10 protein-coding genes and 1 pseudogene are annotated in these 14,415 nt (G+C 71.1%); 3 read left to right on the top strand and 8 right to left on the bottom strand.

Annotation, left to right across the window (positions count from 1 at the left end):
- Positions 1 to 271: 271 nt before the first annotated feature.
- From CM1CMNOD_RS16440 to hrpA, 6 genes are all read right to left on the bottom strand, one after another.
- Complete coding sequence (locus CM1CMNOD_RS16440) at positions 272 to 865, bottom strand: metallophosphoesterase family protein (protein ID WP_013874712.1); 594 nt, start codon at positions 863 to 865, stop codon at positions 272 to 274.
- 262 nt (positions 866 to 1,127) lie between these two features.
- Positions 1,128 to 1,388, bottom strand: a complete 261-nt coding sequence (locus tag CM1CMNOD_RS16435; RefSeq protein WP_013874711.1) for a hypothetical protein — start codon at positions 1,386 to 1,388, stop codon at positions 1,128 to 1,130.
- Between the two features lie 7 nt (positions 1,389 to 1,395).
- Positions 1,396 to 2,334, bottom strand: coding sequence for an SPFH domain-containing protein (locus CM1CMNOD_RS16430; RefSeq protein WP_013874710.1), 939 nt, complete (start codon positions 2,332 to 2,334; stop codon positions 1,396 to 1,398).
- 144 nt (positions 2,335 to 2,478) lie between these two features.
- Positions 2,479 to 2,994: a Uma2 family endonuclease gene (locus CM1CMNOD_RS16425; protein WP_013874709.1), complete on the bottom strand. Its 516-nt coding sequence runs from the start codon at positions 2,992 to 2,994 to the stop codon at positions 2,479 to 2,481.
- A gap of 196 nt (positions 2,995 to 3,190) precedes the next feature.
- Positions 3,191 to 4,237: an aldo/keto reductase gene (locus CM1CMNOD_RS16420; RefSeq protein WP_013874708.1), complete on the bottom strand. Its 1,047-nt coding sequence runs from the start codon at positions 4,235 to 4,237 to the stop codon at positions 3,191 to 3,193.
- Between the two features lie 93 nt (positions 4,238 to 4,330).
- On the bottom strand, positions 4,331 to 8,392 hold the full coding sequence (gene hrpA, locus CM1CMNOD_RS16415; RefSeq protein ID WP_013874707.1) for an ATP-dependent RNA helicase HrpA: 4,062 nt from the start codon (positions 8,390 to 8,392) through the stop codon (positions 4,331 to 4,333).
- 162 nt (positions 8,393 to 8,554) lie between these two features.
- Between hrpA and CM1CMNOD_RS16410 the strand changes: the two genes are divergently transcribed.
- Positions 8,555 to 11,041: a SpoIIE family protein phosphatase gene (locus CM1CMNOD_RS16410; RefSeq protein WP_013874706.1), complete on the top strand. Its 2,487-nt coding sequence runs from the start codon at positions 8,555 to 8,557 to the stop codon at positions 11,039 to 11,041.
- 80 nt (positions 11,042 to 11,121) lie between these two features.
- A complete protein-coding gene (locus CM1CMNOD_RS16405) occupies positions 11,122 to 11,355 on the top strand; it encodes a hypothetical protein (RefSeq protein ID WP_043603927.1) in 234 nt (77 codons plus the stop codon).
- A gap of 125 nt (positions 11,356 to 11,480) precedes the next feature.
- Here CM1CMNOD_RS16405 and pstS read toward each other — a convergent pair whose 3' ends face one another.
- Positions 11,481 to 12,587, bottom strand: a complete 1,107-nt coding sequence (gene pstS / locus CM1CMNOD_RS16400) for a phosphate ABC transporter substrate-binding protein PstS (protein ID WP_157491040.1) — start codon at positions 12,585 to 12,587, stop codon at positions 11,481 to 11,483.
- A 345-nt stretch (positions 12,588 to 12,932) separates the two neighbouring features.
- On the opposite strand from pstS, the gene CM1CMNOD_RS16395 reads away from it, so the two are divergent.
- Positions 12,933 to 14,105 carry a substrate-binding domain-containing protein gene (locus tag CM1CMNOD_RS16395; protein WP_013874703.1) on the top strand — a complete coding sequence of 391 codons (1,173 nt, stop codon included), beginning with the start codon at positions 12,933 to 12,935 and terminating at the stop codon, positions 14,103 to 14,105.
- A 66-nt stretch (positions 14,106 to 14,171) separates the two neighbouring features.
- Here the strand turns inward: CM1CMNOD_RS16395 and CM1CMNOD_RS16390 are convergent.
- Positions 14,172 to 14,415, bottom strand: a pseudogene (locus CM1CMNOD_RS16390) (malic enzyme-like protein); the annotation flags it as partial.

Here is a 14,415-nt window from a genome sequence, read left to right as displayed (position 1 = left end):
TAAGCGCCATTGACCTATGGTGAGGGGATCCGCGGCAGCCACATGTGCGATTCTGGAACATCAAGAAGGATGCTTCCATGACGGCGCGTGATCAGGAAAGCGTGATGCGAGCTCCGCCTCGACGCTTGTCCGGCGCTCATCCGGCCACGCCCGCCGCTGTGCCGCCCTTCGACGCCATGTCGGCAGGCATGACCCCGCCTGCCTGACTGGTCGGCTTCCTGCCTCGACCCGTGCCCCGCGGAACACGCCCCCCGGCAGCCGGAAGGCGTCGCTACCGGAGGGTGGGCTGGGCCGTGGCGTCGAGTTGGTCGAGCAGACGCACGATGTTCTCCGCCGGGACGGGGGTCCAGTCCCAGACGTCCACGCCTACGTTGATCTGCCGGTCGTTGACCTGCCAGGCGTCGTGCACGTGCCCGCACAGCAGCGGCCGGCCGTCGTTCTCGGGGCGGCGGTCGGCATAGCGGTCCTGCTCCGTGTGGTCGCCGTAGTACGGAAAGTGCGCCAGCGTGACGAGATGCTCGCCGACGCGGTGGTCCCGCACGACTCCGCCGGCATGGACGTGGGCGAAACCCGCGTCGATGTAACGCTGGACCTGACCGGTGTGCCGGCGGTGCCCGGACCAGCAGGCATCGTGATTTCCCGCAACGAGGATCTTGCGGCCGTTCAGTTCGGCGACCGGGCCGAGTTTCGTCGGTGTCAGGGAGACATCCCCGAGTACCCACACCGTGTCCTCGGGCGCCACGACGGCATTCCACCGCCGCACCAGGCCGGCGTTCATCGCCTCGACGTCGGGCCAGGGGCGGGAGGCATAAGCCAGAATGTTCGTGTGGCCGAAGTGGAGATCAGCCGTGTACCACGTCGTCACAGCTTTCCTCTCCTGCACTGTTCATGTTGTCGGAATCAGTTCCCTGTTTCTGGAGCCGACGTTTCGCCGAGTGGTCGTCCGTCCGCCGGCCGTAATACTGTGGGCGGACATGCCGCGGGCAGTCGGCGTTGTCGCCGGGCATCGACCGGTCACAGCGAGCAGGCCGATCATAGCGAACGCCGGTCGGCGCGGCCACGGGTCGTCCGGCGGCGGGCCGGGATTTCAGCGGGGAGTTTCACCACTGCCTCCTTCCTCGCTGGCTTCAGGCATCGGTTACGTCGTCGGGGGATTCGGGCCGGACGACGCCGGGGCTGTCGTCGGTGTCCGGGCCGGGTTTCGGGGGGCGTCCGCGGCGCGGCATACGCTCGACGTTCCCGGGCAGCCGTCCGGCCTCCGACAGGGACCGGCGCAGCAGGAACTCGATCTGCGCGTTGGTGCTGCGCAGTTCGGCGGAGGCCCAGCGGGCGAGCGCGTCGTGCACGGCGGGATCCAGCCGCAGCAGGACCTTCTTCCGCTCCGTCACCTGTCTGTCAGTGGTAGAGCGAGCCGGTGTTCACCACCGGCTGCGTGGACTGCTCGCTGCACAGGACGACCAGCAGGTTGCTCACCATGGTCGCCCTGCGTTCGTCGTCCAGCGTCACGACGTCCTGTGCCTCGAGCCGGGCGAGAGCGAGTTCGACCATGCCGACCGCCCCTTCGACGATCCGCTGGCGGGCGGCCACCACGGCACCGGCCTGCTGGCGGCGCAGCATGGCATGGGCGATCTCGGGGGCGTAGGCCAGGCGGGTGATACGCGACTCGACGATCCCCACCCCGGCGGACGCCACCCGCGCGGCGATCTCCTCGGAGAGCCTGCCCGTGATCTCGGCGGCGTTGTCCCGCAACGAGAGGACGGCGTCGCCGTGGTTGTCGTACGGGTAGCTGGTGGCGATGTGCCGCACCGCGGTCTCGGCCTGGATGTCGACGAACTTGACGAAGCTGTCCACCTCGTAGACGGCCCGTGCGGTGTCCCGCACCTGCCAGACCACCACGGCCGCGATCTCGATCGGGTTGCCGTCCGCGTCGTTGACCTTGACTGACGCGGTCTCGTGGTTGCGGATCCTGGTCGAGACCTTGCGGCGTCTCGAAAACGGGTTCACCCAGCGCAGGCCGGTCGTGCGGATCGTCCCGGTGTAGCGGCCGAACAGGGACACCACGCGCGCCTGGCCGGGCGCGACGGCGGTCAGGCCGAACAGCGTCACCAGGCCGCCGAGGACGAGCAGACCGCCGATCACGATCAGCACCACGCCTCCGGCGAGGCCGGGGCCGGTGAACGCCGTCACCAGCAGCACCCCGCCCGCGATGCCGCCGGGTCCGAGCACTAACACCACCGCCAGGCTCAGACCGAGTGCGGCCCAGCCGGACCTCCCGTTCATGGACCGCTCCTGGACCCGCGTCGCGGGTTCCCACGTGACCCCGTCAGTGCTCATGGCCGCTCCCCCTCGTGCGCCGTAGTCGCCGCCGCTGCCATCGACAGGCAGAAAGCTATCATAATGATATCACTTTTTGACGGAGAGATGACCACAAGAGGGCCGAACGAAGAACAGCGAGAGGCGGGGGAGAGTGGCGCCGGCTCAGGGCCAGTCGATGCCGTCGATGAGTTCCGCAGCGCTGACCTGGAGCAGGTCGCTCTGCCCGGTCTCGTCATACTTGCCGTCGACGAGCTGCCAGATCCGCACGGTCCGGTGCAGGGGGTCGGCGACGATCAGCTCGTCCACCCCGTGTGCGGCATAAAAATCGATCTTCGCGTAGGTCTCGTCGTCCGGAGAGACGACCTCGATGGCCACGGCGGCGGTGGGCAGAAACACCCCGCTGGGCCGCCCGCGGTGCAGACCGCCGTCGGGGACCCGGTAGTTGTCGTGGCGGCCGAGATTGAACGGGCCCGTGCCCACCAGCCCGGCGGCGCGCGCGCGAGGGAGCAGCAGAGCGTTCAGCTCGTAGTCGACACGGCCGTGTTCCGCGGATGGTCCTGGTGCCACGTGATATTCCCCGTCCCACACTTCGTCGAAGGTGTCCTGCCCGAGTGCCTGGCGTCGGGCGATGAACTCGTCGAGAACATGCGGGCGTTCGCCGAGGATCACAGTGCGCACGTCGAAATCATCTCCCAGGTCGGGCTGTCCCAGCTCGGGTTGTTTCCCTGCGACCTTGTGTTCCTGATCAATGATAGATCGACGCCACACCACGATCCATCAGGGTCTTCCGGGGCGCCGCATGTGCTACGACATATGCCAACATGCCAGCGCATGTGGCGCCCCGGAGAGGTACGGGATGGATTCCAGTGGTCGGTCAGTGGGCCGTGTTGCCGTTGCCGCGGCGGCGTGCGGCGGGGTTGGTCAGGGACGGCGGCTGGTAGCCGGCGTCCTCCGGGTTGATCGTCGTACCCGGCGGGACGATCTCGTCGATACGGTCCAGCACGTCCGGGGAGAGCGTCACCTTGGCGGCGTCGAGCTGGGACTCGAGCTGTTCGAGGGTCCGCGGGCCGATGATCGCCGAGGTGACGGCGGGATGCTCCAGGACGAAGGCGAGAGCCAGGTGGATCAGGGACAGCCCGGCCTCCTGAGCCAGCAGGGTCAGCTGCTCGACCGCCTCGAGCTTGGCGACGTTCGCCGGCCGGCTCAGGTCGAACCGGCCCGGGACGCGGGTGCTGCGGTGCGACACCGGCGTTTCGACGCCCTTGCGGTAGCGGCCGGACAGCCACCCGCCGGCCAGCGGGCTCCACGGGATCACCGCCAGGCCGTAGCGTTGCGCTACCGGCAGGACCTCCCGCTCGATGCCCCGGGCCAGGATCGAGTAGGGCGGCTGCTCGGACACGACGCGCTCACGCCCGCGGCGCTCGGCGATCCACTGCCCCTCGACGATGTCCGACGGCTCGAAGGTCGACGTCCCGATATAGCGGATCTTTCCCTGGTGGACGAGGTCGCTGAGAGCGCCGAGGGTCTCGTCGAAGTCGGTGCCCGGTTCGGGGCGGTGGACCTGGTAGAGGTCGATCCAGTCGGTCCGCAGCCGGCGCAGGCTGTTCTCGACCTCGAGGGCGATCCACCGCCGGGAGTTGCCGCGGTGGTTGGGCCGGTCACTCATCACCCCGTGGAACTTCGTCGCGAGCACCACCTCGTCGCGGCGGCCACCGGCGAGGGCCCTGCCGACGATCTCCTCGGACTCGCCCTGCGAGTAGACGTCCGCGGTGTCGATGACGTTGATGCCCGCGTCGAGCGCGCGGTGAATGATCGCGATGCTCTCGTCATGGTCGGGATTGCCCCAGGCGCCGAACATCATGGCCCCGAGTGTCAGCGGACTGACCTGGACTCCGGTGCGTCCGAAAGGGCGAAGCGACACGTGCCCCACTCTCCTCGTGAGATCGACTCTCCGTTGCGACACAGCCCCCACCGCATCTGCACCCAACCGATCGGAAGGGACGGTAATTCCTGCTCAGAGGGGTAGCTGGTCCAGGGCGCGGAAGATGCGTTCGGCTGATATCGGGTAGGCGGTGCGCAGGGTCTGGGCGAACAGGCCGACGCGCAGTTCCTCGATCATCCAGCGGATCCGCTGGAGTTCCTCGCCGTGCGGGCCGTCCGGCGGTGTCCGGTCGAGCAGCCGCTGGTGCTCCAGCGTCACCTGCTCGACCTGCAGCATGCGCTGCCGGTCGCGGTCCGGGTCGGACGGGAGCTTCTCCAGCCGCCGTTCGATCGCGGCCAGGTAGCGGGCGATGTCGGGCAGCCGCTGCCAGCCGGTGGCGCTGACGAAACCCGGATAGACCAGCCCCGAGAGCTGGGAGCGGATGTCGTCCAGCGCCGGTGCCAGCGCGGCGAGGCCGGCGTTCGCCCCCGCCCGCCGGGCGGGCTCCCGCGACCGTCCCGGCTGCGGCTGTGGTTGCACGCGTGCCTGCCAGTCGGCCAGCTGCCCGGAGACGGTGTGCGCCGTGGCGAGGATGCGCTCAACCTTCGTCACCACGTCGAACGCGGTCTCGTCCAGGTCGGCCTGGACGATGCCCCGCAGTTTGGCGAACCCGTCGGCGTCCCACCCGGGCCCGCCGCCGGCCGCGATCAGCTTGTCGGCGGCGCAGGCGACGCAGTCGTCGAGCAGCTCGACGACGCCGTGGTACGGATGATGGCTCAGCGTCAGCTTGGCGGTGTTGCTCAGCCGCGCGTTGATCTGTTTGATCGGGGACGGCATGTTCAGCAGCAGCAGGCGCCGCGTGCCCAGCCACATGGCCTGGCGTGCCTCGGCCTCGGTGGCGAACACGCGGATCGCCACGCTGCGCCCCTGGTCCAGCAGCGCGGGGTATGCCCGCGCCGGCCGGCCGGGGCCGGGATGCTGCCGTTCCACGAGCTGCGGGAGCGCGTCGAAGTCCCAGGTTCGCAGGCCGTCGCGCTCGACGCCGTCGGCCACGGCGCAGACCGCCGCGCGCATCGTCGGGGCCAGCTGGTCGACGAGCGCGGCCAGGTCCTTGCCTTCGGCGAGGGTGCGCTGCTCCTCGTCCACCACCCGAAATGTGATCTTGAGATGGTCGGCTACCCGGTCGAGCTGCCAGGACTCCCGCGGCACCGCCACACCGGTGAGACGGTCGAGTTCGCGTTCCAGCACGGCGAGCAGCGGCCCGTCCGCCGGGGTCACCGCCGCCAGCACCCGCGCGGCGTAGTCCGGTGCCGGCACGAAGCTGCGCCGGATCTGCTTGGGCAGCGAGCGGATCAGCGCGGTCACCAGCTCCGCCCGCAGGCCCGGCACCTGCCAGTCGAAACCGTCGGCGCTCACCTGGTTGAGCAGCGGCAGCGGGATGCGCACGGTCACCCCGTCGGCGTCCGTGCCGGGCGCGAACTGGTAGGACAGCGCCAGCGTGAGCTCCCCGTGCCGCCAGGCGTCGGGGTAGTCGCGTTCGTCGACGCCGTCCGCGCCGGCCCTGACGAGCATGGACGCGGAGAACGCCAGCAGGTCCGGCTGGGAGCGGCGGGCCTTCTTCCACCAGCTGTCGAAATGGCGGCCGGAGACGACGTCGGCGGGGAGCCGCTGGTCGTAGAAGTCGAACAGGGTGTCGTCGTCGACGACGATGTCGCGCCGGCGCGCCCGGTGCTCAAGCTCCTCGACGTCGTCGAGCAGCCTGCGGTTGTCGTGGAAGAACGCGTGGTGCGTCTGCCAGTCGCCCTCCACCAGGGCGTGGCGGATGAACAGGTCCCGGCACAGGGCGGGGTCGATCGCGGAGTAGTTCACCCGGCGGGAGGTCACCAGCGGCAGCCCGTACAGGGTCACCTTCTCGAAGGCGACCACGGCGGCCTGTTTCTTCTCCCAGTGCGGTTCGCTGTAGGTGCGTTTCACCAGGTGCGGCGCGAGTGCCTCGGCCCATTCCGGTTCGATGCGCGCGACGGTCCGCGCCCACAGCCGGGACGTCTCGACGAGTTCGGCGGCCACCAGCCAGCGCGGCGGCTTCCGGAACAGCGCGGAGCCCGGGAAGACCGCGAACCGGGAGCCCCGCGCCCCCTGGTACTCCTGCTTGTCGGCGTCCCTGACACCGATGTGGGACAGCAGGCCGGCGAGCAGCGCCAGGTGGATGTTCTGCGGGTCGGCCGGGGTGCTGCCGACGGGTATTCCGAGGCTTTTCACGATCTGGCGCAGCTGGCCGTGGACGTCCTGCCACTCCCGTACCCGCAGGTAGTTCAGGAAGTCGGCCCGGCACAGCCTGCGGAACTGGTTGCCGGACAGCTGCTCCTGCTGTTCCCGCAGGTATTCCCACATGTTGAGGTAGGCGAGGAAGTCGGACTGCCGGTCGGTGAAGCGGCCGTGTTTCTCCGCGGCGGCCTGCTGCGCGTCGACGGGACGCTCCCGCGGATCTTGGATGGACAGCGCGGACGCGATGACCATGACCTCGCGGACGCACCCGTTGTCGCCGGCCGCCAGCACCATGCGGGCCAGCCGGGGGTCGAGGGGAATCTGCGCCAGTTTGCGCCCCAGCGGGGTCAGCCGCATCCGCGCACCGGCCCGGTCCGGCGCCGCCGGCTTTCCCGATTGTTCCGGTGCGCTCGCCGTCTCGACGGCGCCGAGCTCCCGTAGCAGGAGCACACCGTCGGAGATGCTGCGCGAGTCGGGCGGGTCGATGAAGGGAAAGTCCGCCATGTCACCCAGCCCCAGCGCGGTCATCTGCAGGATGACGGAGGCGAGGTTGGTACGCAGGATCTCCGGGTCGGTGAACCGTGGGCGCGCGTCGAAGTCGTCCTCGGAGTACAGCCGGATGCAGATCCCGTCGGCGACCCGCCCGCAGCGCCCCCTGCGCTGGTTCGCGGACGCCTGCGAGATCGCCTCGATCGGCAGCCGCTGCACCTTCGTCCGGTTGCTGTAGCGGGAGACGCGGGCCAGGCCCGGGTCGACGACGTACCTGATGCCCGGGACGGTCAGCGACGTCTCCGCGACGTTGGTGGCGAGCACGATCCGGCGTCCGGAGTGGGGCTGGAACACCCGGTGCTGTTCGGCGGCTGACAGCCGCGCGTACAACGGCACGATCTCGGTGTTCGGCAGCTGCCTCTTCGCCAGGACGTCGGCGGTGTCCCGGATCTCCCGTTCGCCGCTGAGAAAGACCAGGATGTCGCCGGGCCCGGCCGCGCACAGTTCGTCCACGGCGGAGGTGATCGCTTCCGGCAGATCACGCTCGATCATCGCACCCGGGCCGTCGCCGTCGCCGGTGCCGGGGCTGGCGCCGGCGTCGATGCCGGCCGGCACGACCAGCGGCCGGTAGCGGACCTCCACCGGGAAGGTGCGGCCGGTGACCTCGATCACCGGCGCGTCCCCGAAGTGGCGGGCGAAACGCTGCGGGTCGATCGTCGCCGAGGTGATGACGACCTTCAGGTCGGGCCGGCGCGGCAGGAGCTGCCGCAGGTAGCCCAGGATGAAGTCGATGTTGAGGCTGCGTTCGTGGGCCTCGTCGACGATCAGCGTGTCGTACTGGGAGAGCAGCCGGTCGGTCTGGATCTCGGCCAGCAGGATGCCGTCCGTCATCAGTTTGATCAGGCTGTTGTCACCGACCTCGTCGGTGAACCGCACCTTGTAGCCGACGGTCGCGCCCGGCCGGGCGTCCGGGCCGTCGAGCTCCTCGGCGACGCGTTCGGCGACCGCGCGGGCGGCCAGGCGCCGTGGCTGGGTGTGACCGATCAGCCCGCGTACTCCCCGGCCGAGCTCCAGGCAGATCTTCGGCAGCTGCGTTGTCTTGCCGGAGCCGGTCTCACCGGCGAGGATCACCACCTGGTGGTCGCGGATCGCGGCGCGGATGTCGTCCCTGCGCTGGCTGACCGGCAGGTCCGGGGGATAGGTGATCGGCGGCACGGCCGCCAGCCGCCGTTGTACGCGCAGCGTCGCCGCCTCGACGTCGGCGGCGATCTCGGCGGCCACCGCCGCGCGGGCCTGGGGGTTGCGTATCCTGCGCGCGCCGTCGACGCGGCGTTGCAGGCGGCGCTGGTCACGAACCATCAGATCGGGCAGGCGTTCGGCCAGCTCAGCGAGCGGAGGCATCAGAAGACAGCGTCCAACAGAGTACGGAGAGTGGGCAAGGGGGCGCGAGCATCGGCCGGAAGGCCGGCCGTCCGCCGCCCCCCGGCATTCCCGGTGTCATGACCTACTATCCCGCACAGCGGGAGCAGATAAGGCGGGGCGGCCTGGGTAGGACGTCCGGCGATGGACGTATCCGAGACACCCGGGGCGACGGATGTCACTGTCCGCGGCGATCCGTTCGGGCCGCTGCCGGTGGCCAGCGTGGTCCTCGACCGGCTGGGCACGGTGGTCCGGTGGAGCCGGGCCGCCGAGCGGATGGTCGGCCGTGCCGCCGCGGACGTGCTCGGCCGTCCGGCCACCGCGCTGCTGCACCGGTCGGTGGACGGCACGGCGGTACGTGCCGAGGCCGAGCGGTGCCGGGCCGACGGCGGCTGGGGCGGGCGGCTGCCCACCGTGCACGCGGACGGTCACCGCATGAACCTCTACGCGCGGGTCTGTCCGATGTTCGGCCCGGACGACGGCGTGAGCTGGCTCGTGCTCGCCTCCGACGACGCGCAGATGCCCTGGTGGATGGTGGACCAGCTGATGCTGGGCGGCATGCTCGCCCAGTCGCCGATCGGCATGGCCCTGCTGGACGAGGAGCTGCGGTACAGGTGGCTGAACGACGCGCTGGCGCGTTCCGGCGGCGTGTCGCGCAACGCCCGCCTCGGCCGGCGACTGAGTGAGCTGATGCCGGGCCTGCCCACCGAGCAGATCGAGGAACGGATGCGCGAGGTGCTCCGGACCGGAGTGCCAATCATGAATTTCGAGTACCACGGCCGGACGGTCGCCGACCCCCATCGGGAGCACGCCTACTCCACCTCCTTCTTCCGGCTGGACGACTCGGCCGGGCGGGTCATGGGGGTGTGCTACATCGTCGTCGACGTCACCGACCGCTGGCGGGCGCAGCAGCGGCTGGCTCTGCTCAACGACGCCAGCGCGCGGATCGGCAGCAGCCTCGACGTCATGCGTATCACCCAGGACCTGGCGGACGTGGCGGTGCCGCGCCTCGCCGACTTCGTCGTCGTCGATCTGCTGGAGTCGGTCCTGCGGGGTGAGGAACCGGCGCAGCCCGTCACCGGCAGGTCCCGGATCCGGCGGGCGGGGCAACAGTCGGTGCTCCCGGGATGCCCGGAGTCGGTCGCGAGGACCGGGGACGTCGTCCAGCCGTCGTTCCCCGCCGCCCGCTGTCTGACCGACGGCAGGCCCGTGCTGGAACCGGTGCTGGATGCCGCGACGAACCCGTGGATCGTGCTGGACAGGCCCCGGCTGGCGAAGATCCGCCGGTTCGGCTTCCGGTCGCTGATGGTGGTTCCGATCCGGACCCGGGGTGTTGTCATGGGAGTGGCCACGTTCGTCCGGCGGGTGCGTCCGGATCCGTTCGACGAGGACGACCTGCTCATCGCGCAGGAGTTCGCCTCCCGGGCCGCGGTGTGGGTCGACAACGCCCGCCGTTACACCCGGGAACACGCCGCGGCCCTGACCCTGCAGCGCAGCCTGCTGCCGCACAGCCTGCCCGGGCAGACCGCCGTGGAGGTGGCGTCGCACTACCGGCCCGCGGACGAGAGCGCGGGCGTGGGCGGGGACTGGTTCGACGTGATCCCGTTGTCGGGTGCCCGGGTGGGCCTGGTCGTCGGGGATGTCGTGGGCCACGGGCTGCACGCGGCGGCGACCATGGGGCGGTTGCGCACCGCCGTGCACACCCTGGCCGGTCTCGATCTTCCCCCCGACGAGCTGCTGGCGCACCTGGATGATCTGGTCATCCGGCTCGCCGACGAGGAGGAGAGCGCCGCGGGCAACATCAGTACCGCCGTGCTGGGGGCCACCTGCGTCTTCGCGGTGTACGACCCGGTCAGCCGGCGCTGCACGCTGGCGAGGGCCGGCCATCCCCCGCCCGCGGTCGTCAGCCCCGGTGGGACGGTGGACTTCCTCGACCTGCCGGCGGGCCCGCCGCTGGGCCTTGGCGGCCTGCCGTTCGAGTCCGCCGAGCTGGAACTGGCGGAGGGCAGCCTGCTGGCCCTGTATACCGACGGGCTGGTCGAGGGCCGAGGCAACGACGTCGACGCCGGGCTCAGGCGGCTGTGCATGGCGCTGGGCGGCGCGGACCGCCCGCTGGAGGAGATCCGGGACGGGGTGATCAAGGAGCTGCTGCCCGACCGCCCCGAGGACGACGTCGCCTTCCTGCTTGCGCGCACCCACGCCCTGCGGGCGGAACGGGTCGCATCCTGGGACCTGCCCCTGGACCCGGCCGTGGTGGCGCTCGCCCGTGCCCACACGGCCCGGCAGCTGGTCGCCTGGGGGTGCGGCGAGGAGGTGCTCACCACCGAGCTCGTCGTCAGCGAACTGGTCACGAACGCGATCCGCTACGCCACCGAACCGATCCGGCTGCGTCTCATCCGGGACCGCACGCTGATCTGTGAGGTCTCCGACGGCAGCAGCACCTCGCCGCGCCTGCGGCACTCCCGCACCACCGACGAGGGCGGTCGGGGGCTGTTCCTGGTGGCGCAGTTCACCCAGCGGTGGGGCGCCAGGTACACGCCCAGGGGCAAGACCATCTGGGCCGAGCAGCCGCTGCGCTCGTTCGACACGGCTCTGCCGAGCTGGGGCGGCTTCTGGGACGCCCCGGTTTGACGCTCCGTAGGCTGGCCGTGGTCCTGGCTTCCCCCCGGGGCTCTGTCACACGGGCCGTCCGGCGGTTATCGTCCGTTTCCGTGTGCGATTCACCGCAGCTCGTGGGTTCGTCCGACATCGCTGCCGCGCTGGGCGTGACCCGTCAGGCCGTCGACCATCGGCTTCGGACCGATCCGCGTGCGCCCGCCCCGGCCGCGGTGGTGAACCGTACCGCGACCTGGGGTGGTACCCGGGTCTGGTGGCGCTCCGACATCGACCGCTGGCTCGGCGGCGCCGACCCCGACCGGTGGGCGCGGCGTCCCGGGCGGAGGTGACTTGTTTCGCGACCCTGTGGCCTGGCGGCGTGTTCCCGCCCGAGGTGGGGGACGATCCTGATGCGGCGGCCCGGCCTGTGCTGCGGCCGCTCGTCGAACTGGGCTACTGACCCGGCCGGGTCCCGTCAGCCGAGACTCGCCGCGAGCCGCCGGGCCACGGAGACGGTCGGGTCGGGCAGGGGAGCGTAGCCGATCGTCCGGGTGCTCAGCTGCCCCTGGGCGAGGGTGTAGGCGAGGTAGCTGCGCAGGAGTTCGGCGTTGCCGTTCCCCCGCGCGCAGACGATCGTGTACGTGACCGCGGATGCCGGGTAGGCGAGCGGGTCGTCCGGCGTGTAGTCGATCGGGAGCCGCAGGTCCCCGCGGTCGGACTGTCCCGCTGCCGCGCCGGCCGAGCTCAGCGCCGCGGCGACGCTGGTGCCGTTGGCCGTGACATATGTGCCGGACGTGGTCCGCAGCGCCGCCGTCGGCAGCCCCTGCTCAGCGGCGAAGGACAGTTCCACGTAGGTGATGCTGCCCGGGTTGTGTATGACGCTGGCCGTCACCGCGGCCGAGCCTGTGGCGGCAGCGGAACCGCCCGGCCAGGGCAGCTCCTTGCCGATCCCAAGGCGCCAGGACGCTCCCGCCGCCGCGCTGAGGTACCGGGAGAAGACATCGGTCGATCCGGAGGAGTCCTCGCGGTGTACGGGACGCACCGGTAGGGCGGGCAGGGCGCCGCCAGGGTTGTCCGCCGCTATCCGCGGGTCGTTCCAGGTGGTTATCCCGCCCTGGAAGATTCCCGCGGCCGTCGCCGGCGACAGCCGCAGGGAGTACACACCCGGCAGGTTGTAGATGAACACGAGGGCACCGCCGACGGCGGGAATGTGTAAAGCCTGCCCGGTCGGGGCCGATCCGGCTCCGACCGGTGGGGTACAGCGTTTGTTGGCGGCCTGTTGTTCCTGTTCTGTCAGAATGGCGTCGGAACCGGCGAAGTCCACGCTGCCGTCGATGAAGCGTTGAATACCCGCGCCCGATCCGATGGACTCGTACGTCACATGGGCGTCATGGCAGCGGATGGTGAAGTCACTGATCCACCGGGCCTGCAGGTTCTGCTGGAAGGTGGCGCCCGCGCCGGTCAGCTTACCCGCGGCACACTGCGGATCCGGGCTTGTCCCGGCGGCACGGTCCGGTCTCTGCGCCGTACAGGCCGCCAGAGTCAGGCAGAACACGGTGACGAGCAGCCGGACGGCCACCACCCGTGGCACCAGCCGCCCGGGTGTCAGCCGCGGACCGGGCGAGGACCGGCCGTGCGCCACCCGTCGTGGCCGCGTGCACCGCGTTGTGAACACGTCCGCCCCCCGACCTGCATTCTCGTGTATCTGGAACACGCGAATGCGGATGGTCGCAGTGGCCCGGAAACGTGACATCGTGCTCCGTGTGGACGGCCGGCGAATTGGAAGTGAACGCGGACGAAGGGCGGTGGGACACAGGCGGCCGGCGCGGGGCCGGTCGGCGATGTCGTTATTGTTCGCGGCATGCGGCGCACATCATCCCACCGCGTCCGATCCGTTCACCGTACTCATGGGATCCGTACTCACGAGATGCATCCCGACCAGGCCCGCCACGCTCGTCAGCACGCCCATCAGTGGGCTGGTCGGCTTTCGTATCGGATACTGACCGTCCCGCTGCTCACCGCGCTGGCGGCTCTGGGCGCTCTGCTGGTGGGCAACCTGCGACAGACACCGGTCGGCGTGACGTGCCCGGCGGATCAGCTGCTCGTGGTCGCGGCCACCGACATCGCCGACGCCGTCTCCACCCTGGCCGCCCGCTACACAGACGGCCCGGGCCGGGGGTGCACGGCCATCCGGGTCCAGGCACAGGAGCCCGCGGCCGTGGTCGAGGCCCTGGCCGGTGGGTGGGACACCGCACGGTACGGGGACCGTCCGGACGTGTGGATTCCCGACAGCTCGCTGTGGTCACGCCTGTTCGGCAGCAGCGGGTCGGCGACCGTTCGGCCGGACGGCGAAGCCGGTGGTACCGCCGCGCCTACCGGGCCGCCGCTGGCCTACTCGCCGCTGGTCCTCGCGCTGCCCGCCCCCATGGTCGACGCCCTGCACTGGGCGGAGCACCCACCCACCTGGGCCGACGTGCTGCGCGTGCTGAGCGCGGACCAGGGCTGGAGCGCCCTCGGGCAGCCGAGGTGGGGCCCGGTGCGCGTGGAGATGGCCGACCCGGCCCGGTCCACCTCCGCGCTCCAGGCGCTCATCGCCTGGACGGGCGCCGCCCGCGGCCTCGGCCAGGAGGACTATCTGCCCGCCGCCGCGGTGGACCAGCCATCGGTGGTGAACGTCCTGCGGAAGTTGCGCTCACGGGTCGGCGGGGCGCGGGCGGGCGCCGGGCCGATGTTCGTCATGAGCGAACAGGAGGTCTGGCGGCACAACCAGGGCGGGCCGGCCGTCCCGCTGACCGCCGTCTACCCCGCGGACGGAACACCCGTGTCCGACTATCCGTACCTGCCGCTGTATCCGGCGGGCACCGCGGCGGGGCGGCGTGCGGCCGCCGCGGGTTTCCTGCGTTTCCTGCGTGAGCCGGACTCGCAGACGTGGCTGGTCAGCCAGGCGTTCCGCTCGGGCCTGGGAGCCGAGGGCGCCCCGTTCGTCCCCGCCAACGGGCTGCGGGCGGACGGCGTCAGCGACCTCCTGCCGGCAACGGGCGCCGCCACCCTCAGCCGGCTCACCCAGGTCTGGAACTCCCTGCCGGCACCCGTTCGGTGACCGGATCGCCGGCGCGTGGCCGGCACGTATCGTCGGCGCGTGTCCGGCGGCCGCGGCGGACGTCGGTTACCCGGTCTCGGTCAGGGCGCGGGCGGCGGCGGCGGCCACGGCCGGCGTGAGGTCCGGATGGTCCAGCGGCGGCAGCAGCTCCCCGGCCCGGGCGTGCGCGGCCAGCGCCTCCACCGCGGCCAGGCGGGCCGCCGGGGTGATCCGGCGCTGGGTGGTGATCGCCGCGGTGAGCAGGCCGGGAAGGGCGTGCAGCGGGCGGGGAGCGGTCGTGGCGGCGGCGAGCGGCGGCGGGGTCTCGGGG

The sequence above is a fragment of the Protofrankia symbiont of Coriaria myrtifolia genome (genome assembly GCF_900634755.1).
Lineage (GTDB): Bacteria > Actinomycetota > Actinomycetes > Frankiales > Frankiaceae > Protofrankia > Protofrankia coriariae.
This window is presented reverse-complemented; position numbering and strand designations above follow the sequence as displayed.